28 protein-coding genes are annotated in these 23,200 nt (G+C 35.8%); 5 read left to right on the top strand and 23 right to left on the bottom strand.

The window, feature by feature from the left end:
- Window positions 1-15 precede the first annotated feature (15 nt).
- The 4 genes from ftsL to panE all read right to left on the bottom strand — a co-directional run bounded on the left by ftsL (window position 16) and on the right by panE (window position 4,270).
- On the bottom strand, window positions 16-378 hold the full coding sequence (gene ftsL / locus BAQ48_RS25015) for a cell division protein FtsL (protein WP_000067084.1): 363 nt from the start codon (window positions 376-378) through the stop codon (window positions 16-18).
- 15 nt (window positions 379-393) lie between these two features.
- The gene (gene rsmH, locus BAQ48_RS25010; protein WP_071713190.1) at window positions 394-1,326 is read right to left on the bottom strand and encodes a 16S rRNA (cytosine(1402)-N(4))-methyltransferase RsmH; all 933 of its coding nucleotides are present in this window, start codon (window positions 1,324-1,326) and stop codon (window positions 394-396) included.
- Window positions 1,327-1,683: 357 nt separating this feature from the next.
- The gene (bshC, locus tag BAQ48_RS25005) at window positions 1,684-3,300 is read right to left on the bottom strand and encodes a bacillithiol biosynthesis cysteine-adding enzyme BshC (RefSeq protein WP_071713189.1); all 1,617 of its coding nucleotides are present in this window, start codon (window positions 3,298-3,300) and stop codon (window positions 1,684-1,686) included.
- A 79-nt stretch (window positions 3,301-3,379) separates the two neighbouring features.
- On the bottom strand, window positions 3,380-4,270 hold the full coding sequence (gene panE, locus BAQ48_RS25000) for a 2-dehydropantoate 2-reductase (RefSeq protein WP_084065089.1): 891 nt from the start codon (window positions 4,268-4,270) through the stop codon (window positions 3,380-3,382).
- Window positions 4,271-4,569: 299 nt separating this feature from the next.
- On the opposite strand from panE, the gene BAQ48_RS24995 reads away from it, so the two are divergent.
- Window positions 4,570-5,043: an N-acetyltransferase gene (locus BAQ48_RS24995; RefSeq protein WP_000506705.1), complete on the top strand. Its 474-nt coding sequence runs from the start codon at window positions 4,570-4,572 to the stop codon at window positions 5,041-5,043.
- Window positions 5,044-5,076: 33 nt separating this feature from the next.
- Here BAQ48_RS24995 and BAQ48_RS24990 read toward each other — a convergent pair whose 3' ends face one another.
- From BAQ48_RS24990 to BAQ48_RS24980, 3 genes are all read right to left on the bottom strand, one after another.
- Window positions 5,077-5,583 carry an RsfA family transcriptional regulator gene (locus tag BAQ48_RS24990; RefSeq protein WP_000246477.1) on the bottom strand — a complete coding sequence of 169 codons (507 nt, stop codon included), beginning with the start codon at window positions 5,581-5,583 and terminating at the stop codon, window positions 5,077-5,079.
- A 130-nt stretch (window positions 5,584-5,713) separates the two neighbouring features.
- Window positions 5,714-5,887, bottom strand: a complete 174-nt coding sequence (gene rpmF, locus BAQ48_RS24985) for a 50S ribosomal protein L32 (RefSeq protein WP_001984764.1) — start codon at window positions 5,885-5,887, stop codon at window positions 5,714-5,716.
- 61 nt (window positions 5,888-5,948) lie between these two features.
- Window positions 5,949-6,449, bottom strand: coding sequence for a YceD family protein (locus tag BAQ48_RS24980; RefSeq protein ID WP_000872143.1), 501 nt, complete (start codon window positions 6,447-6,449; stop codon window positions 5,949-5,951).
- Between the two features lie 168 nt (window positions 6,450-6,617).
- On the opposite strand from BAQ48_RS24980, the gene BAQ48_RS24975 reads away from it, so the two are divergent.
- Window positions 6,618-7,844, top strand: a complete 1,227-nt coding sequence (locus tag BAQ48_RS24975; RefSeq protein WP_071713188.1) for a nucleotidyltransferase — start codon at window positions 6,618-6,620, stop codon at window positions 7,842-7,844.
- Between the two features lie 26 nt (window positions 7,845-7,870).
- Here BAQ48_RS24975 and BAQ48_RS24970 read toward each other — a convergent pair whose 3' ends face one another.
- Both BAQ48_RS24970 and BAQ48_RS24965 read right to left on the bottom strand, forming a co-directional pair.
- The gene (locus BAQ48_RS24970) at window positions 7,871-8,896 is read right to left on the bottom strand and encodes a SepM family pheromone-processing serine protease (protein WP_071713187.1); all 1,026 of its coding nucleotides are present in this window, start codon (window positions 8,894-8,896) and stop codon (window positions 7,871-7,873) included.
- Window positions 8,889-9,680 (bottom strand): patatin-like phospholipase family protein, encoded by a 792-nt coding sequence (locus BAQ48_RS24965; RefSeq protein WP_000662600.1) that lies wholly within the window; start codon window positions 9,678-9,680, stop codon window positions 8,889-8,891. Before BAQ48_RS24965 ends, BAQ48_RS24970 begins: the two co-directional genes overlap by 8 nt.
- A gap of 113 nt (window positions 9,681-9,793) precedes the next feature.
- Here BAQ48_RS24965 and ylbJ point away from each other — a divergent pair, with 113 nt between their 5' ends.
- Window positions 9,794-11,023, top strand: coding sequence for a sporulation integral membrane protein YlbJ (gene ylbJ / locus BAQ48_RS24960; RefSeq protein ID WP_071713186.1), 1,230 nt, complete (start codon window positions 9,794-9,796; stop codon window positions 11,021-11,023).
- On the opposite strand, the gene coaD is transcribed toward ylbJ, so the two are convergent.
- Window positions 11,015-11,506 (bottom strand): pantetheine-phosphate adenylyltransferase, encoded by a 492-nt coding sequence (gene coaD, locus BAQ48_RS24955; RefSeq protein WP_000200601.1) that lies wholly within the window; start codon window positions 11,504-11,506, stop codon window positions 11,015-11,017. The two genes, ylbJ and coaD, sit on opposite strands and share 9 nt — an antisense overlap.
- A complete protein-coding gene (gene rsmD / locus BAQ48_RS24950; protein ID WP_071713185.1) occupies window positions 11,503-12,069 on the bottom strand; it encodes a 16S rRNA (guanine(966)-N(2))-methyltransferase RsmD in 567 nt (188 codons plus the stop codon). Before rsmD ends, coaD begins: the two co-directional genes overlap by 4 nt.
- A gap of 448 nt (window positions 12,070-12,517) precedes the next feature.
- Between rsmD and BAQ48_RS24945 the strand changes: the two genes are divergently transcribed.
- A complete protein-coding gene (locus BAQ48_RS24945) occupies window positions 12,518-12,907 on the top strand; it encodes a DUF7147 family protein (RefSeq protein WP_071713184.1) in 390 nt (129 codons plus the stop codon).
- Window positions 12,908-12,962: 55 nt separating this feature from the next.
- Here the strand turns inward: BAQ48_RS24945 and BAQ48_RS24940 are convergent, their stop codons facing one another.
- The 6 genes from BAQ48_RS24940 to BAQ48_RS24915 form a co-directional block, all read right to left on the bottom strand.
- Entirely contained in the window at window positions 12,963-13,229 is a 267-nt protein-coding gene (locus tag BAQ48_RS24940) for a YlbG family protein (RefSeq protein WP_002093356.1), read from the bottom strand.
- A gap of 127 nt (window positions 13,230-13,356) precedes the next feature.
- Window positions 13,357-13,809 (bottom strand): YlbF/YmcA family competence regulator, encoded by a 453-nt coding sequence (locus BAQ48_RS24935; RefSeq protein WP_000634352.1) that lies wholly within the window; start codon window positions 13,807-13,809, stop codon window positions 13,357-13,359.
- Between the two features lie 114 nt (window positions 13,810-13,923).
- Window positions 13,924-14,496, bottom strand: coding sequence for a histidine phosphatase family protein (locus BAQ48_RS24930; RefSeq protein ID WP_071713183.1), 573 nt, complete (start codon window positions 14,494-14,496; stop codon window positions 13,924-13,926).
- 76 nt (window positions 14,497-14,572) lie between these two features.
- Complete coding sequence (locus tag BAQ48_RS24925; protein WP_001255876.1) at window positions 14,573-14,818, bottom strand: YlbE-like family protein; 246 nt, start codon at window positions 14,816-14,818, stop codon at window positions 14,573-14,575.
- A gap of 11 nt (window positions 14,819-14,829) precedes the next feature.
- Entirely contained in the window at window positions 14,830-15,273 is a 444-nt protein-coding gene (gene ylbD / locus BAQ48_RS24920) for a YlbD family protein (RefSeq protein WP_071713182.1), read from the bottom strand.
- A gap of 197 nt (window positions 15,274-15,470) precedes the next feature.
- A complete protein-coding gene (locus tag BAQ48_RS24915) occupies window positions 15,471-16,505 on the bottom strand; it encodes a CAP domain-containing protein (RefSeq protein WP_071713181.1) in 1,035 nt (344 codons plus the stop codon).
- Between the two features lie 205 nt (window positions 16,506-16,710).
- On the opposite strand from BAQ48_RS24915, the gene BAQ48_RS24910 reads away from it, so the two are divergent.
- Window positions 16,711-17,076, top strand: coding sequence for a YugN family protein (locus BAQ48_RS24910; protein ID WP_071713180.1), 366 nt, complete (start codon window positions 16,711-16,713; stop codon window positions 17,074-17,076).
- Between the two features lie 89 nt (window positions 17,077-17,165).
- Here the strand turns inward: BAQ48_RS24910 and ctaG are convergent, their stop codons facing one another.
- The 6 genes from ctaG to ctaB form a co-directional block, all read right to left on the bottom strand.
- Window positions 17,166-18,071 (bottom strand): cytochrome c oxidase assembly factor CtaG, encoded by a 906-nt coding sequence (gene ctaG / locus BAQ48_RS24905; protein ID WP_071713179.1) that lies wholly within the window; start codon window positions 18,069-18,071, stop codon window positions 17,166-17,168.
- Between the two features lie 90 nt (window positions 18,072-18,161).
- A complete protein-coding gene (gene ctaF, locus BAQ48_RS24900) occupies window positions 18,162-18,494 on the bottom strand; it encodes a cytochrome c oxidase subunit IVB (RefSeq protein WP_000985701.1) in 333 nt (110 codons plus the stop codon).
- Window positions 18,495-18,497: 3 nt separating this feature from the next.
- Window positions 18,498-19,121, bottom strand: a complete 624-nt coding sequence (ctaE, locus tag BAQ48_RS24895) for a cytochrome c oxidase subunit III (protein ID WP_000557856.1) — start codon at window positions 19,119-19,121, stop codon at window positions 18,498-18,500.
- Window positions 19,121-20,956 (bottom strand): cytochrome c oxidase subunit I, encoded by a 1,836-nt coding sequence (gene ctaD, locus BAQ48_RS24890; protein WP_176547481.1) that lies wholly within the window; start codon window positions 20,954-20,956, stop codon window positions 19,121-19,123. Before ctaD ends, ctaE begins: the two co-directional genes overlap by 1 nt.
- A gap of 60 nt (window positions 20,957-21,016) precedes the next feature.
- Window positions 21,017-22,066, bottom strand: coding sequence for a cytochrome c oxidase subunit II (gene coxB, locus BAQ48_RS24885; RefSeq protein ID WP_071713178.1), 1,050 nt, complete (start codon window positions 22,064-22,066; stop codon window positions 21,017-21,019).
- A gap of 93 nt (window positions 22,067-22,159) precedes the next feature.
- Window positions 22,160-23,083 carry a protoheme IX farnesyltransferase gene (gene ctaB, locus BAQ48_RS24880; protein WP_001015062.1) on the bottom strand — a complete coding sequence of 308 codons (924 nt, stop codon included), beginning with the start codon at window positions 23,081-23,083 and terminating at the stop codon, window positions 22,160-22,162.
- Window positions 23,084-23,200 lie beyond the last annotated feature (117 nt).

Raw genomic sequence — 23,200 nt, 5'->3', positions numbered from 1 at the left:
TTCACACCTATTGCCTTACTTGAGGCCCTTCACATTATTTGCATTAATTTCTAGCCCGTGTTTTTTTGCAACTTCAGCGATTCGCTCATAACGACTTAACTTCTCTACTTCAGCCTGTAACTCTTGATTTTCTTTTTGCTGCTTCACAATTTTTTCTTCTATTGTCGCTGCTTCTACATTAACTTGATACAGGCCCGCTTTATTTCCAATAAACGCTACGCAGGCATACAATAAAAAGCCAATAAACGCTACATATAACAGTTTTTCAATTCTTGTAATTTTTGCTTTAACTTTTGGTTGAACCATCTGCTGTGGGGGTGTTTGAATCTGGACCTCTTCTTGCGCTTGTTGCTTATACTTTACAGCTAAGTTACTCATACCTCTCTCCCCTTTTTATCGTTTTTCAGCGATCCTCAACTTCGCAGAACGCGCTCGATTATTTTCTTCTAGCTCTATATCAGAAGGTAAAATCGGCTTTCTTGTAATAAGTTTTAATTTCGGTTTGAATTCCTCAGGAATAATTGGTAATCCTGGCGGCAATTGTGGCGTTGTACTATTTCGCTTAAACGTTGTTTTACAAATACGGTCTTCTAAAGAATGGAATGTTATAACACTGATTCTTCCACCTGGCTTGACCATACTAATTGCAGATTCTAGAGCTTCTTCAAATACTTTCAATTCATCATTTACAGCAATACGAATCGCCTGGAACACACGTTTCGCAGGATGTCCACCCGTTCTACGTGCAGGAGCCGGGATACCTTCTTTAATTAGTTCTACTAACTCTCCAGTCGTTTCAATAGCTTTATTCTCACGATACGCTTCAATTTTCCTTGCTATTTGTTTTGAAAATTTCTCTTCACCATACTGGAAGAAAATTCTTACGAGTTGTTCATATGACCAGCTGTTTACAACATCATATGCTGTTAATGGGGCATCTTGATCCATCCGCATATCTAACGGTGCATCATGATGGTAACTAAAGCCACGCTCTGGTGTGTCTAATTGTGGAGATGAAACACCTAAATCGAATAAAATACCATCTACTTCTGTTATACCTAATTCCTGTAGTTTTTCAGATAAATAACGGAAATTGCTCTTTACTGTTACAAACTGCTCACCATATGAAGCAAATTTTTCTTTCGCATTTTGAATCGCTATCTCATCTTGATCAAAAGCTATTAATTTCCCGCCATCAGTTAATTGGGATAATAGATAAGAACTATGTCCTCCTCCCCCCAGTGTACAATCTACATATGTACCACCTGGCTTTATATCTAAGCCGTCTACCGTTTCTTTCAAAAGTACTGTTACGTGTTTAAACATTGTTGCACCTACTCTTTTTCCAATTAATTATGTTGAATGCATCCCTTCCTCTACACGATTAGAGAACGAAATACTACTAAAGAACGACTCATTTAACTTGCCTACAAAGGCAGCATACTATACAAATCGCTATTTTCTTTTATTATATACTAAATTTTATCATCTTTTGCGGGAATTTAAATAAAAAACTGTCGAAAAAGATAATAATACGTTTACATTTTGTGCTATTTTGTCATATATTTAAGTATCCTGCCTACATACAATCTTCATTGTTTTCAAATTGATAATTCAGAAAAATTACACTTCACAGTAAATTCAACGAGACAAAAATAAAATCCTGCTCCGAAGAGCAAGATTCTATAGTTTTATAACATGATGTTTTCCATCCCAAGAAAATGAGTTTTCCATTACTCGCTCAACAAAATCTAAACCGAACTGATTTAAATAATAGCACACATTCCAAACGCGCTCTTGCGGCGCTCCTAGCGGACGAAGTGCACATTGTATATGACGGAATTTATTTAGCTGAACCTCATGTTTTTTCTCAACATTCTTTTTCAACATTCTTTCCAACAGTTCAATTTGTTCATTTATTTTCAATTCATTTTTTCCTGCAAATTCACTTAATCCTGGATCTATCTTCTTCACAAACTGCTGTAATGATGCGTGAATATCCATTATTTCTTTTTTCGCACCTACAAATCGCTCATCTATCGGTTCCTCTATTTGATTAGACAACCAGTTCTCACGAAGTTTATCTACATTCTTTACAAATGGATCACTCTCTTGTAATTGTAAATCTTTCACATCTGTCGCTATATCTCTCTCCAAATAAGAAATTGTAATACGTGGAACGACAGGCGGCATTCGGAAACCGACAGTATGAAATACTTGTTGCAATTCACTCCAGTAGGCTAATTCTCCTGGACCTCCAATAAACGCAAGCGTAGGAAATACATACTCTTGCATAAGCGGGCGTGTTACAACATTATTACTAAAACGTTCTGGATTTCTTTCCATCTCTTCGATTAATTCTTCATAAGAAAAGGAATACGCTCCATCTTTCCCAACAAATTTCCCTTTATTCTCTTCAAGTAGTACTCGCTCATTATCAATTTCCATGAATATATGCACCGCATTATTCTTTGTTTCAATAATCGGTTTATATCCTAATTCTTTAATTACTTCCTGTTGATTATGAAGCCCCTCTTGCACCTCTTTATACTTGCCTATAATTTGTTTAAAGAACGGCACTTCTAATTTTCTCAATTCAGGATGATGTGAATCAACGAGAATTAAACCAGAGCTAATGAACATTTTAGTAATAAGGTAACCAAAGAAATCTACATACGTATTCGATTTTTCCAAAGCATCATCAATAAATTGTAATACATCCTTAGTAAAATTCGTTTCGGGATACGTTTTAAAAATCTCTTCAATCCACTTTCTACAGTCTTCCACAGAAAGTTCCGACTCTGAAGCACTCGCCTTTTTCGGATTACGATCATGAAAAATAGTCTTTTTAATGTTTTTATTCTTCATTACGAAAGTATGATTAATTTCATCCATATCATGGTCTTCACCAGCAATCCAGAAAACAGGAACAACTTTAACACCTAAACTTTCTTCCTTTTCCTTCGCAAGCTGTAAAATTGAAATAATTTTATGAATTGTATAAAGCGGCCCAGTTAATAGCCCTGCTTGTTGTCCAGCTATAACAACATATGTATTTTCATCTCCAAGCGCTTTTACATTTTGAATTGTAGTTTCTCCCGCTTGTAATTTTGTATTATATTCTAATAAATGCGCTACTAAATCTTGACGGAAAAACTCTCTCTCACGCAAATCATGTAAACGCTGTTTAAAAGCATCTTCTGTTAACATATAATCAAAACACGACTGTATCTCTTTCTCACCGTTCATATAGTCCGCTACAACACCTTGTTGCGGAACAGAGATTTCTTTTATCTCCATATAATTCTTCCTTTCGTATCCTGTTCTCTCACCAATCCACATTGTAGTCAATGTTTCACGTAAAAGCAAAGAATAACACTTATACTTTTACTTCTAATCCTTTTATTGCATCGAACAAAAATTGTAGTGTCGGAACTGGTCTTTGCTGTTTCTTAGCTTCTTCTAATACATATCCAATTATCGCATTGATTTCCGTTTGTCTATTCGCTCTCACATCCGCCAACATAGATGATGTATTACGAGACGTTCTTTCACATACATGTCGTACCATCTGCCATACAATTTCTTTTTCTTCTTTCACAAGAAAAACCACTTCCTGAAATACTTGCTCCATCATTTGATAAAAAAACGGATTAGAAATCAACTCTCCATTCTGAACTCGTAATAACGCCGTCAACGGATTAATACATACATTAACTACTAATTTTTTGTGCATAACGTCCTTCCAATCAGATGCTATTTGAAGAGGAAAATGAGGAGAGGAAAAACAATCAAATATTTTTTCAAAATATATAGATTGACCGCGCACTATACCAAACTTTGTAACACCTATTCCTGTATGATGAACTGTATGCATCCCTTCTTTTTTCGCACCATGTTCTACAATCCCAACAGCTATATTCTCATTCCCTATTTTCTGCATAGCATGCAAATGTGACATTCCGTTTTGTAAAAAGATTAATGATGATTCTCCCTGCACAAAAGATAATATGTCAGTTATATGATATTGCTTTACGGCAATAAATATAAAGTCTAATTTCTGCTTTGGCATACTCTCTATTGGTAAAACCGATGTGAATACCGTTTCATATACCCCATCCCTAATACAAGTTACACCCGTTATATTCAATTCCTCAGCCTGTTTAGCCGTTCTTGTAAACAACGTAACATCTTGATTACTTTTTTGTAAATAAAATGTATACAATAGACCGATAGCACCCGGTCCCACAATCCCAATTTTCATCTTCACACAAGGAACTCCTATGAACAAGTTACATAAGTTCCCTTGCCCTCCCCCCTTTATATCTTCCTAAATTACACTAATACAACTAATGATTTCACTGTTTCCCGGCAAATAAATGCAACCTCTTCTTTCACTATGTATATACTACCTATTAATACGCTTCTACTCTTAGTTTAGCAAATCCTCAAAAAAATAATAAAAGAAATATACTATCTTCTTCATAAAAATCAAAAAATGAGTTATAATATTATTATAAATATTTTTACTTTTCTGTATTCATCAACATAAGAAAAGGACGTGATGTAATGGGATTCCCAAAAGTTGAGCGTTTGCTCATCAATTATAAAACATTAGATGAATTTAAAAAATTTAAAGGTTGCGGAGCTCAAGAACTATCCATGTTAGAAGAATTACAAGCAAACATTATTGAAAATGATAGTGAATCTCCATTTTACGGTATCTATTATGGTGGATCATTAATTGCACGTATGAGCTTATACATGAAAAGAAACGGCGGAGAGCCATTTGAAATTACAGGTACTTACCTAGAACTCTATAAACTTGAAGTGTTACCGACTTTCCAAAAACAAGGATATGGAGAAATGCTTGTAAATTATGCGAAACAACTGCAATTCCCAGTTAAAACAATTGCACGTATCCACTCAGCTGGTTTTTGGGATAAATTAAATTTCCAACCTGTATCAGTACCTGATGGTGATTTTTATGTTTGGCACCCAGAAACAAATTTGAATGCGGTTACAAATGAAGAATCTGCTTAAAAATAAAAAAACAGCTACATAGCAGCTGTTTTTTTATTTCTTTAATTTCTCTAATTTTCCATTGGAACGAGCGCTATTTCTTTCCGCAACCATTACACTTCTTTTTTGATCGATATAATCAAGTAATGTCCTATATTCTTCCTCATATACTGATAATCGCTCCAAAAGACGCTCTCTCTCTGTTTGTAACGATTCAATTTGTTGTTGCAGCACCATTAAAGAATTTTCATCTTTATAATTTTGCAAGAAATCGATAACATCATTCAATGTAATTGACGTAGGCTCTAATACCTTCGTTTCTTTCACTTCATAATTCTCTACTTTACGCAATTGCTTCGCTTCTTCAATACGTTCTTTATATTGCTTTCTAACATAAGAATTCCATCTAAACCCACATGCTGCTGGTGTACGAGACAAATGTCTTCCCACTTCTTTAAAGGCAGAAAGCTGTGTTCCACCTTCTCGAATATGCCGGAGTACTACTTCTGCCAGAAGCAAATCTTCATCATCAGTCCAAGCATCTTGTCTTGTTGTCGCCATCTCTCTAGTCCTCCCTATGCATTTTTTATTAAACATATGCAGTTACTAGAAAAGATAGAATACACCAACTAAAGAATTAGACAAAAAAAAATAAACGCAGAAGATATCTTCTACGTTTATTTTCCCGCAATTACTTGCTGATTACTTCTTTACCTTTGTAAGTACCGCATGCTTTACATACACGGTGAGCTAATTTCGCTTCACCACAGCTTGGGCACTCTACCATACCAGGTACTGATAATTTGAAATGCGTACGACGCTTTCTTTTTACTGTTTTAGAAGTTCTTCTAAAAGGTACAGCCATTCTTCCCACCTCCTTAAAAGAAATAGTTATTTTCATATGAAGGCCTGAACCAGTCTTCCGATTATTTGTCAAAAAACTTTGCAAGTCCTGCCAATCTTGGATCAACAGGCTTTTCTTTGTTTTCTTCCGAAATCACTTGCCAGTCTTGACCTTGCGTCGGTGCTCCACCAGAAACATCATCACTGAAAATTTGCATTGGAATCTCCAAAAGTATATTTTCCTTGATTACGGGCAGTAAGTCAAGTACTTCTCCTTCTAAACAATGAATTTCAGCTTCTGTTTCAAAATCTTCTTGTGAAGTTTGGAACACCTCAGTTGTTTTAATGTCAAATGGTAATGTCACATCTACTAAAGAGCGAGAACACGGTAAAACCATGCTTCCAGTTATATGTAGATGAAACGTAAACTTACCGGAGCCAAAATCAACTCTTCCTGTTACATGAACAGGATTAATTTCACGAATATCTTTCTCGACCTCTTTTAGCTCACTTACATCTACCATCTCATCCAATGTCAATCCTTTATTTCTCAATTTATTCAATTGATGGATGGACCATTTCATATCATATCACCTCAAGGCAACAAACAAAATTATAGCTAGCCATTTTATATTTGTCAATGTTTTTTCTTTACACTATAATGAAGTCATCATAGTAAATAATATATAGAGTATCATGTTTTTCAAAAAGATGCTACATCGAAAGGAGAGATTACCATAAAAGCCAGTGGTATTGTTGTTGAATATAACCCTTTTCATAACGGTCATGATTATCATGTGCAACAAACAAAAAAGTTAACACACTCTGATATTACAATTGCCGTTATGAGTGGCCCTTTTTTACAGCGTGGTGAGCCGGCACTCCTATCTAAATGGTACCGCACCAAAATGGCGTTAGAAAGCGGCGTAGACCTTATTGTAGAGCTTCCATACGCTTTCGCCACACAAAAGGCTGAAACATTTGCAAATGGCGCTATTTCCATTTTAAACGCCTTACATGTTTCTGAAATTTGTTTCGGTAGTGAAGATGGAATAATCGAAAATTTTTATAATACCATCTCTGTACAAAAAAATGAAGAAGAAACTTTCAATCGACTTGTTAAACAATTTATGAACACAGGTAATAGTTACGCAAAAGCTACATCTGAAGCCTTCCTGCATATTTTACCATCCGAAAAAAACATAGACATGTCTCAGCCAAATAACATTTTAGGCTTCCAATACATGAAAGCAATTCTCTCGCAAAATAGTTCTATGCAAGCTCAAACGATAAAAAGATTTGCCTCTCATTATCATGATGAAACATTTACTGATCAACATATCGCAAGCGCAACCAGTATTCGTAAACAGCTCTTTAACGAGAATAGTTCATTTACAGCAATTGAGCCCTTCATCCCAAAAGCAACCGCTTCACTTTTAGCAAATTACAAACAAAGCTATGGGGTATTACATAATTGGGAACAATATTTCTCATTTTTTAAATACAAACTCATGACGATGTCTCCCAAGGACTTACAACATATATATGAAATAGAAGAAGGCTTAGAGCATCGCATTTTATCAAAAATACAAAACAGTTCCTCTTTCTATTCATTCATGGAGGCATTAAAAACTAAACGTTATACATGGACTAGATTACAAAGAGCTTGCACACACATTTTAACCAACACAACAAAAGAAGAAATGCATAATGCAAATATAGAACAGCATGCACCTTATATCCGCCTACTTGGCATGTCACAAAAAGGACAAACTTACCTTTCAAAAAACAAGAAAAAAATAGAACTTCCAATCCTTACTCATACAAAAACTTTTAATCACCCCACTTTAGATATAGAGCGAAAAGCAAATTCTGTCTATTTCTCCATCATGCAAGAACCATTACGGACACAACTACTAAAACAAGACGTAACACACCATCCAATTCGTTACGATGAAACAACTGCAACATTTCTATAAGAAAAACCTCTCTTTTTCAGAGAGGTTTATTTTTTATCACCCATTTTTTCTAAATACGTTAATGCATCATCCAACGTGTCAACTGGTACAATTTTCATTTTTGTTTTAATATCTTTTGCCGCCTCAAGTGCATCTTTATAATTCGATTTCTCCGCACCTTTTTCATTTGGCGCAAAGAACACTTCAGCACCAGCATCACTAGCAGCTACCACTTTTTGCTGAATACCACCAATTGGGCCAATTTCGCCTTTTTCATTGATTGTACCCGTTCCAGCAATCTCGTGCCCTTTTGTTAAATCTTCTTCTACAAGTTGATTATATATTTCTAATGTAAACATTAAACCTGCTGATGGCCCCCCTATTTCATGCGAGTCAATTTTCACTTTCGGATCTACTACTAATTCTCGTTCCGTCACAATAGAGACACCTATACCAACACGCCCATTCCCATTTGGGATTGTCTTAACAGTTAAATTTTCTTTAAGTTGCTTTCCACTTCTCTTGTACTCAATACTTACTGTATCGCCCTCTTTTTTTCCAGTCATATACTCAATAAATTGCTCCGTCTTTTCGAATATTTTTCCATCAACAGCTATGATGACATCCCCAAGCTTAAGCTTTCCTTCCGACGGCATTCCCTTCGACACTCCCGCTACTAAAACACCTTTATTTTCAAAAGAAACAGAACGATTTGCACGTTTATAAGCATTGTAAATCGCTGCATTTTGCGAATCTTTCATTGCATAATTTTGGCGGAATTGATATTCTTCATCACTCTCGCCTCTTTGTAATATTTCTTCCGCCTTCGATACATGTGTATATTTGTTAAACTGCGCTGCTATTAAATTCACAACATTTGCCGGCCCCATTGAAACCGTTACAAGCATAAAATCACCAGATTCTTTTGTTCCACCCTCAACTTGAACATACGGCTCTAATTTTGCAGCCATTCCTGGTTTTGTTACATAATACGGCAAACGTACGTAAACAAGTAACATCGCCAATATTACACCTATTAAAATTGCATATATAAACCGAAAACGCTTAAACATTATGTTTCTCCTTCCACTGCTCAATTAATAAATAAATATTTGAAACATGTTTTTCCGCTTCTACTTCTCCGACTTGAATAATGTCTTCAATGTTTGTAAAAGCACGTGAACTAAATTGTTCCACAGCTGGTCGCATCATTAAATCTGATGCAATTTGCCGATTCATCACAAGCTCATGTTGCATAATTTCAATACTCTGCATAATCACATCATAAATAGACGTAACCTCACCATTCACCTTAATCGGAGATACATCAACAGCAATAACAATATCAGCGCCTAACTCCTTCACAACCGATACTGGAATACGATCAATAACTCCGCCATCCACTAATAATCGCCCATCTACTTTTTCTGGTACAAACACCCCAGGCACCGATATGCTAGCCCTCACTGCATCTGCAACAGGACCACTTGTAAAAACTACCTTTTCCCCTTTCAAGATGTCAGTAGCCACAACAGCTGTCGGGATATCTAACTCTTCTAAATTTTTATTATATGTAAACATTTTAATCATATCTTTGACACGTTTTCCAGCAATAAATCCCATTTTCGGAACCGTGAAATCTAAATAATATTTCCTCTTGAAAACAGTCGCCATTTTATACAGCCTTTCAACGTTACTGCCAGCTGCATAAAATGTACCTATTAAAGCTCCCATGCTACTTCCCGCAATCATATGAATCGGTATACCATTTTCCCTCAAAACTTTTATAACGCCAATATGAGCAAATCCTTTCGCTCCCCCAGATCCAAGCGCTAAACCAATTTTCGGTTCTTTCATTTTTCTCACCCTTTAACTTTTTTCATTCCTTTTTCATACTTATGGTCTAAATTCACCACGTATCCACGTATACTGAAATGAACGTTTTTTGGGACAAAGGGGGATTTACTTACATGTATGAAAAATGGAAAACGGCTTTACTTACCATATCAACACTGTTTTTAACCTTTTCTCTTGTACTCCACCCCCAAGCTGCTTTGCAAGCTTCCATTCGAGGGTTAAATATATGGTGGGAAGTTGTATTCCCTTCTCTATTACCGTTTTTCATCATTGCGGAACTTCTAATTAGTATTGGTGTTGTAAAATTTATCGGTGTTATATTAGAACCACTCATGCGACCACTGTTTCGCGTTCCAGGAATAGGCGGATTTGTTTGGGCAATGGGAATGGCTTCAGGTTTTCCTGCTGGCGCTAAATTAAGCGCTAGACTACGCAAAAGCAATCAACTCACACAAATCGAAGCAGAACGCCTCGTATCTTTTACTAACTCTTCTAATCCACTTTTTATTTTCGGAGCCGTTTCTATCGGTTTTTTCAATAATCCGAAATTAGGAATCGTATTAGCTGCCGCACATTATTTAAGTAACTTTGCCGTCGGGTTACTGATGCGTTTTTACGGTAATAACACCACTAAAACAAATGATAAACACACTACTAAAAAACGACCTTTTCAAAACCCTTTTTCAATTCTTCACCAGACACGCATGCAAGAAAAAAGACCAATAGGAAAATTACTTGGGGACGCTATCGTTTCTTCTATTCAAACGCTACTTATGATTGGTGGATTTATTATTTTATTCTCTGTTTTAAATAAAATGATTACTGTATTTCATATTACAACAGCCCTTTCTTTTATTATGCAACATATTTTATCATTCTTCCAACTAACTACCGAATTTAGTATTCCGATATTATCTGGCATTTTTGAAATGACACTTGGAAGCCAAATGATTAGTCAAATAAATGAAACACCTCTTCTGCAACAAGCTATGGTAACAAGCTTCATTTTAGCGTTTAGCGGTCTTTCTATTCAGGCACAAGTTGCTAGCATATTAGCTGAAACTGACATCCGATTTAAACCATATTTTTTCGCACGGATTATTCAAAGCATTCTCGCTCCTATGTTTACTTTTATATTTTGGAAACCATTTTACGAAAAAGTCAATTCTTTCTCACCCATGCAAAAAGATACTCCCGTATTTTTATCAAATCATTCTTCTATACTGCATGAAATTTGGACATCTTTCGTACAATACGGACCGATATTCACATTATTTTGTTTATATGTATACGTTATCTTATTATTTTTTCGCAACAATAAAGAAAAACCCCGTTCACTTTAACGGGGTTTGAAACTTTTCTTTTAAAGCGCGCTCTACAATAGGTGGTACAAGATCTACTACACTTCCTCCATATCTCGCAACTTCTTTCACAATACTCGAGCTTAAAAATGAATATTGGTTGTTCGTCATAATAAAGAAGGTTTCAATGTTTTCATCTAATTTTCGATTCATAGAAGTGATTTGCATCTCGTATTCAAAATCAGATACCGCTCGTAAACCACGTAATATCGCGTTTGCATTACGCATTTTTGCATACTCCACCAATAATCCACTATGTGAATCTACTTTCACATTCGGGATATCCTTTGTTGCTTCACGAATTAATTCTAAGCGCTCTTCGACTGAAAAGAACGGTTTTTTTGATGAGTTGTTTAAAACAACTACATATACCTCATCAAATACTTTTGCTCCCCTTTTAATAATATCCAGATGCCCTAGGGTAATTGGATCAAAACTTCCTGAAGAAATAGCTATACTTGTCATTCCGTCCCCTCACCTTCATACTTATAAATCGATATCGCCGTAATACCATAATTCTCAGCCCGCACTTTGGCAAGCCCCCCTATGGAATCAGGTAAAACTACATCATTACCATGCTCTGCCATAATTAATCCATCACTATGTAACAATCCATGTTGATCCATCACACTAATTAAAGATACAATTTTTTGCTCTTTATATGGCGGATCAATTAGTATAAGATCAAATGACATTTCGCGTTTTATAAGCGCCTTTACCGCACGCTCTGCATCATTCCGATATACTTCAGCTTGTTCCTGTATTCTACAACTTTCTAAATTTTGATGGATTACTTTTATTGCTTTACTATCTCGATCAACAAAAATCGCTTTATCAATCCCTCTACTTATAGCCTCAATTCCAAGGCCACCACTACCACCAAATAAATCAAGAGCAATGCCGCCATCAAAATACGGCCCTATCATATTAAAAATAGACTCTTTCACTTTATCTGTCGTTGGACGTGTTGTATTACCAGGCACCGCTTTAAGTGGGTGTCCTTTACATTTACCTGAAACTACTCTCATCTGTTGTCACTACCTTTATTTCAATCTATCGAGCAATTATAGAAAATCCTTCTCAATTCAGTAACCGCTCGCATTTTTTATGTATTCATCTCACCATTCGCTAACACGAATCCATTATGTATATTAATTCCACTTTATCTTTTTTATCCTATCATAAATTAAAAAAAAGAAAAATAAAAAGCCCAACATAAAATTTATTTTCATTGATGTATATCTTCATTTAGATTGGACATAAATAATTATAACAACATCACCTTCGATGTTGTTGCCAACCGCGGAGAAGACTTACGTTTCCCCATAAGTTCTTCCTCCGGTTTCTCCTCTCCCTTTGCCTTCTTACTAGTACATACTAGTATAAGAAGGGCCCTGCTTTGCAGGGTTTTTTTTATTTGTCTACTTTTCATTTAAAAAGTGAGATGGTACAGTAAAAGAAAGAGGAGGAAAAAATATGATTCAACGCTTTATTGAACTCGGAGAAGGCTACTCTGATTTATATGAATTACTTGAAATTGCCAAAGCAAATCAAGAACGTATAACCCACATGTTACAATTCGAAACGATAAAAAATGAAAAAAAAGTTTGTTCACTTGTTGTAATATTAAAACCAACTACTACTGGTGATTTCCAACCATTATACATATGTCGTGAAGGCATTCCTATGCTTGAAAATAAGAAAAGTAAACGTGTCATTTTATTCGAAGAAATGGCAGAACAACTAGGAAAAAAAGTGACTACATTTACTGTAAAACCGTCCTCAACTTTCCCAGAAAAAGAACTATTTTTCAATCATTTAATTGGTATTTTACGAATGAACAATTTCATTCCTCCAATGAAATAACATTTTATTTCAAACGAAAAAATCCCCTGCTAAACGTAGCAGGGGATTTTTTGCATTAACTATAATCGTATTCTTTTGCCCGATCTGGACGAGAATTTTCAAATTCTGTTTTTAAAAACGGGCGGTACGACTGTTCTATCTTTTTCACAAAAGGAAGTTTGTTCAACTTATGCATCATATGCTCAATTTGTTCCATATCACAATATACAACTGCATATTTCAAACGCTTTGATATGTAATGTATGTTACCATATTTCCTCAAAATCTTGGCATGTTTCAATGAGTGTAAATAAACAATCATACTTTGTCGTTGCCCGAACATAATCTTCTCCATCTTCTCCTTTTAAAAACTTAAATTTTTATATTCTATGAAAACCAATCAGAAATTTATGACATTATAGAACAAACTCTGTATACGTTTTCTTCCATATTCTAAAAAACGGGGTAAATCACCCCGTTTTTTTGCAACCACAACCGCCACCAGTACCACAACCGCCACTACAGCCACCAACATCAAAAAATGGATTTCCTGTTGGAACTTTAACGGAAGAAGACACCTCAGAGCCGATTGCAACACTAACTTCATCTAATAATTTTTGCAAAGCAGTTTCTACTCGTTTAAAGGCTGCAATCTTATCATGTAAGTCTACAGAACGCTTTAATTCCCTCATTTTCGTTGAAACGAAAGTATAGTCAGGATGGTATTTACCAAAACGCTGCACTTCCTCATATCGTTCTTTCATCGCTGTAAATTGCTGAATTAACGCCTGAACTTCCATATCTTCATGCAATTCTTTATAACACTTACGATAATCTTCTGCTATATCTGAACAGATAATCGCTTTTGCAAGCTGCTCTGCCTTATCTAATATCAATACGCTTTCCAGCGTCGCTACAATCATGAGAGACACCTCCGAGTATTCATCATACCACATTTAGAATAGAACTACTAATTGAAGTGCCTCACTTAAAAGAAAGATATAACTCTAACTGATTTTATACAATCTCAAATACACTTATACATTAATATGTTCCGCAATATTATATTTAAGAACATCCCATTGTCCACTATTTTCTTTCACATAACTAATACATGCATTTTTTAATGGGGTCTTGAACGTAATTTCATCTGGTTCAATTGCATGTAAAATTGCTTTTATCGCATGGGAATGAGCAACAATGATAATACGTTTGCCAGAATGAGTTGCTGCAACATCTTTTAAAGCAGTAAAGCAACGGGCTACAATTTCTTCATCTTGCTCCATACCCTCTACTTTACCTTCTGCAATCAACTCTCTAACAGTCGCAACCGGCTGCCCAGAAGCTTCACCAAAATTCCGCTCAACAAATCGCTCATCTAATAAAACCGACTGTAATCCAGCTGCCTCTGCGATTTCATTAGCCGTTTCTTGCGCTCTAATTAACGGGCTACTAATAATTAGATCCCACGATTCCGCTTGTAAAGCAGCTGCACTTTGACTCGCTTGCTTCTTCCCAACTTTATTAAGCGGAATATCTTCACGCCCCTGAATAATCTCTTGAAAATTCCAATCAGTTTGTCCATGTCGTACTAAACAAATTTCCGTCATGCTGCAACTCCTTTTTAAATAATCCGTTTCTATTGTAACAAAAGTTCTGCATGACGGACATAGTTTTCCCTTCCAATTATGTCGCATTTTGCTGCTTCATATACTGAAACATATCAATCATGATTGAAGCAACCGCCAATTGATTTTGAAATTTTTCTACTTTATCTGGTATCGTTTTTTTGAAATGCTGCATCGCCGCCAACTCAAAAGCCTCTTTTTCTTCAGGGTTTCGTGTTAATTTTCTATACCAGTACGGTTGTTCCCTAATATAGCGAGATAAATCCTCATCAGCTTTTATAAACTCCATAAGTTCTGATCTCATCATCTTTCCCCCTAATCCTTCTGAAAGAAAAATGGATTATTTTCTGAAGTACTTTGCTCTTGCTGCTCGCGCTTTCCTTGAAACTGTTGAATAACTTGTTGCACGCTACCAATAGCACTCGTCACATTGGCTAAATGATGTTGCATTTGTTCCACATCTAGCTTTTTAAAGAAAGAAAGCATTTGCCCCATCACATCGGCAGTTTTTTCCTCTTCAGTTCGATCATCTTTTTCTTTTACTTTCTCATTTTTTTTTGCTGAAGAAAATGCAGGCGCTCCATCAGGTCTATAAGTTGCCCATATCGGATCTTCTTCACCAAGTAAGTACCATTCTTCATAAAACTGTTGCCAAGTTTTTTCACCATTTCTAACCTCGTGCACCATTTTAGGGTGATGGTTTACAAACTCTTTAAACTGTTGAACCGATGGATGTAACGGCCCTTTTGTTGTTGGCATAATCCTCACCTCTTCATGTGTATCTACTATATTGTAAGAAAAAAAAGGCGCATGGTTCGCCTATTTTTAGACGATTCATGCACCTTTTTATCTCGCTATTTGTTTGCAGGATGATACCCACCTTACAATCCAATAAATGCGAGGGAATTAGCCGAGAGTGTCACTATTCATAAAAGCCTACCGCTTACGGTTTCACTTTATTTTCGGATAAAGTTTTGTGTATAAAATTTATCATATACCCCAACACCTAATCCAGTAAATTGTTCATTCAATAAATTTTTTCTATGACCCTCACTATTTAACCAACCCTGTACCGCCGCAATTCCATCACTATGTTGCGCCGCTATATTCTCACCAGCAAGTTGAAACCCTACTTTCCCGCGCTGCAAACGATCCCCTAATGTACCTAATGTCGGTGAGTCGTGTGAAAAATAATTATTATCCTTCATATCCTTACTGTGACCAATAGCAACTTCTGCTGTTGGTTGATCCCACGTTAACAACGGCAATTCATGACGACTTCGAATAATATTTGTTAAATCAAAAATTTGTTGCATATTCCCATTCTCTACTTGCTTCATTTTTTCTGGCGTCAATGGTTGTTCTGCCAGTAATTCACCTGAATAAACAAGTTGATACGGTCTTTGACGTAATAACGTTTCATCATCCATATAACGAACACCAACAAGCTCATGTGTAAAATGATCAAAATATAATTGTGCCCATCCATCTTCTACAGGTATTAACGGTTGTTCCATTACTTCGGTATCAGATAACTCAAATTGATAATTATTCTTCCCTCTTTTTAATGAAATCTCATGTGAGAGCGGATTCTTTTTATATACTTCTTCATACTTTTCATTTATATAATAAGGCGTCACCTTAACTTGTTCACCAGCAACGTACGCCGTTACAATTTTACGTTCAGCAACTCCAAATTGAACATATTGAGCTAAATCTTGATTGTATATCCACCATTCATATCCGTAAGCAGATGGCTCTATTCGGGATGGTTCGCCCCATTTTGCTAATAAATTTTCAGAGTCCCCACCAATCATATTTAAAACAGTATCCGAAGAGTCTTCATTTACTTGTTTTTTCTTTTTCACAATTTTATTTTCTTGCTTGGATTGAGATGGGGTTAATATATATTGTGAAACGAGTAATTTCCCGTATAAATCAACAGCTAAAATTAAAAATGTAATCATTACGATACGCAATAATTTCTTCAAACGATATACCTCCTGCACAAAACATAAAATTGAGATATACACAAATCCTTTTCTTTCCTTTTTGTGTGTACCGTACTCTTCTCACTATATCATATTTTCGTGAAAAAAGTCTGGATTATCCCTTTTCTCTCAATATGAATTGCACTTTCTTATTATTCATACTATTATAAAAATAATGATGTAATATTAAAAAAGGAGGTATTCTATGCAATTTACAAATACGAAATTTAACGGGGCAGTCGTTGATTTAACACTTTTAACTGAAATTATGGAAAATAACCATTTTGTACTTGCTGGACAGTGGGATTATGAACGGGTTACATACGATTATAAATTTGAGATATTAACGGATGTTTATTATTTGCGAGTACAAGGTATTGCTATTGAAGGTGACATCGGCAGCAGACATGCTGAAGTAAAACTACTCCCTCCCTTATTAGGAAAGCATTATTATCCTCATGGCGTTGAATATGGTGATGATGAGACTTTCCCAACGAATGTACTCCAAAAAAGTGAACAACTCCTTCAAAATGTCGAAAAAGAATTAAAAGAATTTCAAATTATAGAGTAACCAAAAACGAGTGCATCAGTAGGATGCACTCGTTTTTGGTCACTCTATTCGCCGGACAGTAGACGCCCGACTGATTATTAGCCTTCACTTTATTTCGTCTGCAAATACGGTGGTATTTGTTGCAACTGCTCTTTATCCTTTTCGCGTTCCCTACGTGCCCATCTAAAGAATACATAGCCAATAATCGTACCGTACACTATTTCCTGGACAATTTTCATAATGATACCGCCAGTTTGTTGATCTTGTACTACTGGCATCCAGTGTAAAAATTCTGGTCCAGTTATATTTAAATCCGATAAAGTTCCTGCTGGTACACATAATTCCATCGCTTTCATCCAAGCAGCTGAATCCGTATACGTTGCAAATAATGGAGCAGTCGCAAAAATGATCAATGCGCAAGCTGGCGTTAATAGTATACCGTTAGCAAACATGTAACCCAGTTTCTTTATATCACTTAACGTCTGATATTCTGGTAATGGATTTAGCATCGGCCACCACATCATCATTGCTGTAAAAAACAAAAGAGCTAGGCAAATAGGATGTAAAACTTGACTCTGCTTTACAGTATCAAATACAACTGGCAAATGATAAAAAGAAAATAAGCCATTAAATACAAACAAAGCAATAAGTGGTTTTGCAAAGATTTTCAACATAATTTGAACAAACTTAAAAGAAGTAATATAACGATATAACCAAATTGGTATACCAAGTAGTAATAAAGGTGGTACTGCGATATACATAATCGCCATTTCAAACATATGTGCACTGAATACAATATGTCCTATTAAATCGATTGGTCCCCCCTTTACAAAATACAAAAGAACAATTCCAATCGTAAAATAGAAAATCTGTTTTTTACTTACTTTAGTCGCATTTTCAAATCGCTCTCTATACGGCCCGATAATTAGAAAGTACCCAATCAAAATCGAAATCATAAACATCATAAATACAGGACTCCATAAAGCTTGAAAACCGAATATCCATAAGTTATCCATTTCCCACACCTACCTTCTGAAAACTGTTTTCTCCTTTCACTTAACGTGAATAGGGGACTGTGATAGCACACGTCCCCTATGTCTTACTGTTTAAAGCCATACAATTGTCATAAAAGCTAATATTGTAATTAGCCCTATTAGCAAGCCAGAATAGAGAAAGAAACTTGCTGCTTCATGCCCTTTATGACTCATATGCATAAAGTAGTACAATTGAAAAATTACTTGAACCACTGCTAATAGCAAAATAAACGGGACAGAGAAAATTGGACTAAACGTTTTCGGGTATGCTACCGCTACAAACGCTACTAATGTCAAAAATATCATTAATGCAAATGTAATAACTTGGTGCTTCATTTCCTCTGCACTTTTCCTCTTTCGATAAACAAGATCGACCTTAGGGTTATTCGTTTGCTTTATTGCCATTGTTTATCCCACCATTCCCATCAAATATACTACAGTGAAAATAAACACCCAAACTACATCAATAAAGTGCCAATAGATTGATGCAACATAAAACTTTGGTGCATTGTATAGATTTAAGCCTCGCTTCGCATTTCTGAAGATTAAAGTTAATATCCAACACAATCCAAACAATACGTGGAGCCCGTGTGTACCAACAAGAGCATAAAATGCAGAACCAAATGCACTACTTCTCATAGTATGCTTAAATTCATGCGTATAATGATAAAACTCATATATTTCAAATCCCAAAAAGCCTAAGCCAAGTAACACTGTTATAAGTAACCATAGTTGCATTTTCTTGAAGTTAAAGTTCTTCATATGATACATCGCATATACACTCGTTAAACTACTCGTTAATAAAAGCATCGTCATAATAAAAACGAGTGGCATTTGGAACATCTCTTGAGATGTTGCTCCACCATTTGTAGAGTTTTTTAGTGCCAAATATGTGCCAAACAAGGAAGCGAACAACACCGTTTCGCCTCCAAGAAATAACCAAAAACCGACAAACTTATTTTTCCCCTCAAGGGTTGCTTTTTCAGGCTCTGCTGGAAATGTTTCATTCGTTAATTTTTCATCTACATGCATTATGCCTTGCCCCCCTTATCCTCTAAATCTTCCTTATGAATATGATATCCATGATCATCGATTACTGAACGTAGGAACATTGCACCGAATGTAATGATTAAACCAATAATTGCTACTAATAACCAGAACTTATCTTTTCCACCCTGCATATACATTGCACCGAATGCCGCTATAAACAATCCTAAAGAAATGATAAATGGTGAAAATGATGGATTTGGCATATGAATATCCCCAACTGGTTCCGCCGCTGTCATCTCTTTATTCCCTTCACGTTTTTCAATCCAAAACGGATCTAACCCGCGAACAAATGGCAATTGTTTAAAGTTATATTCCGGTGTAGGTGCTGGCATTGTCCATTCTAATGTACGTGCATCCCATGGATCACGACCAGCCTTTTCTTTTGATACTGTTGTTTTAATTACATTGAATAGAAGAACAATTGTTCCAAGAGCCATAAACACCGCTCCAATAGAACTAATCATATTCCCCATTTCCAACCCTTGACCTTCAAGATATGTGTAATAACGACGCGGCATACCAATCAAACCAAGGAAATGCTGAATGAAGAACGTTAAATGGAAACCGATAAAGAATAGCCAAAATGTTATCTTTCCTAACGTTTCATTCAATACTTTATTAAACATCAGTGGCCAATAATAATGAGCTCCTGCAAGTAAACCAAATACAACACCGCCGACGATTACATAATGAAAGTGAGCTACCACGAAATAATTATCATGAAATTGATAATCAGCTGGTGCAGATGCTAGCATAACACCTGTAACTCCTCCCATTACGAATGATGGAATAAAAGCTACTGCCCACATCATCGGTGTCGTAAAACGAATACTTCCGCCCCACATTGTAAAGAGCCAGTTGAATATTTTAATACCGGTTGGAACCGCAATCGCCATTGTTGCAACTGAGAAAATAGCATTTGCTACTGGCCCAAGACCAACTGTAAACATATGATGCGCCCATACCATAAATCCTAAGAATCCAATTAATACTGTCGCAAACACCATTGACGAATAACCAAATAATCGTTTTTTCGAAAATGTAGCGAAGATTTCTGAGAATATTCCGAAAGCTGGGAGTATGAGAATGTATACTTCTGGATGACCAAAGATCCAGAATAAATGCTCCCATATAATTGTATTCCCGCCTAAGGCTGGATTAAAGAAACTTGTGCCAAATAAACGATCTAACATTAAAAGTCCTAATCCTACAGTTAATGGTGGAAACGCAAATAATATAAGTGAAGATGTTACAAATGTTGTCCATGTAAACATCGGCATACGCATATATGTCATTCCTGGCGCACGCATATTAATAATTGTAACAAGGAAGTTAATACCACCAATTAATGTACCAATACCAGATATTTGTAAACCGAGTACATAAAAATCAACACCATGACCTTTAGAAGCTAAAGCTAAAGATGCATAAGAAGTCCAACCTGCATCTGGTGCTCCACCTAAAAACCAACTTAAATTTAAAAATACTCCACCAAAGAAAAATAACCAAAATCCGAGTGAATTCAAAAACGGGAACGCTACATCACGCGCACCAATTTGAAGTGGTACGGCGGCGTTCATAAATGCAAACACGAGTGGCATAGCTGCGAGGAAAATCATTGTTGTACCGTGCATCGTTAATACTTGATTATAAGCATCCCCAACAAGAAAAGCATTGTTAGGAATCGCTAATTGAAGGCGAATAAACAAGGCTTCTATTCCGCCTACTATAAAAAACAATCCACCTGCAATTAAATAGAGAATGGCAATCTTTTTATGGTCTACTGTCGTTAAATAATCCCATATGACAGCACCCATCCCCTGTTTTTTTGCTACAGAACTCACGTTTTCAACCTCCCCTTCGCGAATAATCCCTCTTTACTTTTCAACTTTTAACGTCTGTAAGTATGCATTTAATGCATCAATTTGATCATCCGTTAAGTTGCCATATTTACCAGTCATTTTATTTCCTGGTTTCATATTTTCAGGATCTTTCAGCCATTTTTTTAAGTTCTCTTCATTGTTTTCGGCAATACCGGCAACTGTATCGCGATCAGCAAAGTTTGCTAAGTTCGGTGCGATACGAGCGGAAGGTGGTCTACTATCATTAGATCCAACTGCGTGACAACCAATACAGCTTTTATTAAATATTTCTTGGCCTTCTTGTGCCTTTGTTGAAGCTACTTCTTTCTTCCCATCAATCTTCTTCATATCAGCAAGCCATTTTTTGTACTCGCTTTCATCTAAAGCTTTCACTTTAAATTGCATTAAAGAATGTGATGGGCCGCAAAATTCTGTACAAAAACCATTATAAGTGCCCGATTTGTCTGCCTTTAACCACATTTTGTTTACATTATCTGTATTTGTATCCATTTTCCCTGCTAAAGATGGAACCCAAAATGAATGTTTAATATCGGCACCCTTCAAATTCAAATACACTTTCTTACCTGTGGGGATGACTAAATCTTGAGAAGTTACTATTTTTTCTGATTTATAAGAAAATTCCCACCAATAAAGATTCGCTGTTACATCAACAACGATAGTATCTTTATCAATATTCTTTTTCTCCATCGCACTTACATCAGCAAGTTTGAATGTATATGTAACCGTCGGAACAGCTAAGATTAATAAAAGTATAATCGGAATAACTGTCCATATAATTTCTAGCTTGTGATTCCCTTCAACTTGCTCTGGAATAAAATCTTCCTGACCTTTCTTTTGTCGGAAACGCACAATTACATATAAGAAAATAATAGTAACTACTAGTACTACTCCTACCATGATTGCACTTGCTAGTAAAAGCAGATCATATTGCATTTTTGCTACTTCTCCTTGCGGAATTAAAGTAGATTGAAAGGCTTTACCGCATCCCCCTAACAGTAAAGCCAGCAGTGAAACGAACGAAAGCAGTCGCCACTGTTTCTTCATACAAACAACCCCCACTTTCCTTGTGAATTAGATTGTACTTTATAGTTAAGTAAAGTAAATCTCAACGTAAAGAAATCCAATTATGTCGTTGTCTTAGAAGAATGTAACTACAATCATTGATACAAATAAGATTGTTAAATAATTTAGGGAATAAACAAACATTTGTACGGACCATTTGATGTCATCTTGCTTACGGAAGCCATAAAACCCTAAAACGATCCATCCGATGTTAAGCAATGTTGCGATTACCATAAATGTTATCCCAAGTCCACTCATATAAAATGGTAGTGGTAATAAACATACTGTCCAAATCATAATTTGGCGTTTCGTAATTTCAAATCCATGAACTACAGGAAGCATTGGGATTCCTGCATTTCGATATTCATCAACACGTTTCATCGCTAACGCAAGGAAATGTGGGATTTGCCAAATAAACATAATTAAAAATAACATCCAAGCAATTGGATGGCCTAAAGATGGATCAATTGCTGCCCATCCAATTAAAGGTGGAACTGCTCCAGATATACTACCTACAACAGTATTTAGTGTGTACTTTCTCTTTGTCCATAAAGTATATAAGACAACATATGTGAAAGCACCAATAAATCCCATTAATACTGCCATCGGTGTTGTTAATAATAAAAATACAAATCCAAGAAGTAATATAACTAGTCCAAATGTAAGTGCGAATCCTGGTTTATACTTTCCAGTAACCGTTGGACGGGTTTTTGTTCTTTCCATTAACGGATCGATATCTCGATCAATATAATTATTTAAACAACATACCCCTGCCATAATTAATCCAGAACCAACGATTGTAAAGAATAACTTATCCAGATTGTCCATTACACTTAATCCATTAAAATGTAACGCCAACCAAAATCCTGTAAATACAGTAAGTGTATTTGAGTTTACAATCCCCATTTTAACGAGCGCTGATAAATCTTGTAGCCGAGTTGTTTCCGGTACACTTGTTACAGCTGACTCATCATGCAGCTCACTTGTTGCATGGTTCATCACTTTAACCCCCTCTTAAAACTTTCATCTTTCTTTTTGCGCCTATTTCGAATGAAATAATTCGCTTCTATATAGCAATATTATTACAGTAGAAATATTGTTAACCCATTCTACTAC

It is taken from the genome of Bacillus luti (assembly GCF_001884105.1).
GTDB lineage: Bacteria > Bacillota > Bacilli > Bacillales > Bacillaceae_G > Bacillus_A > Bacillus_A luti.
The sequence above is the reverse complement of the archived record's forward strand: the minus strand, read 5'-3'. Positions and strand labels throughout refer to the sequence as shown.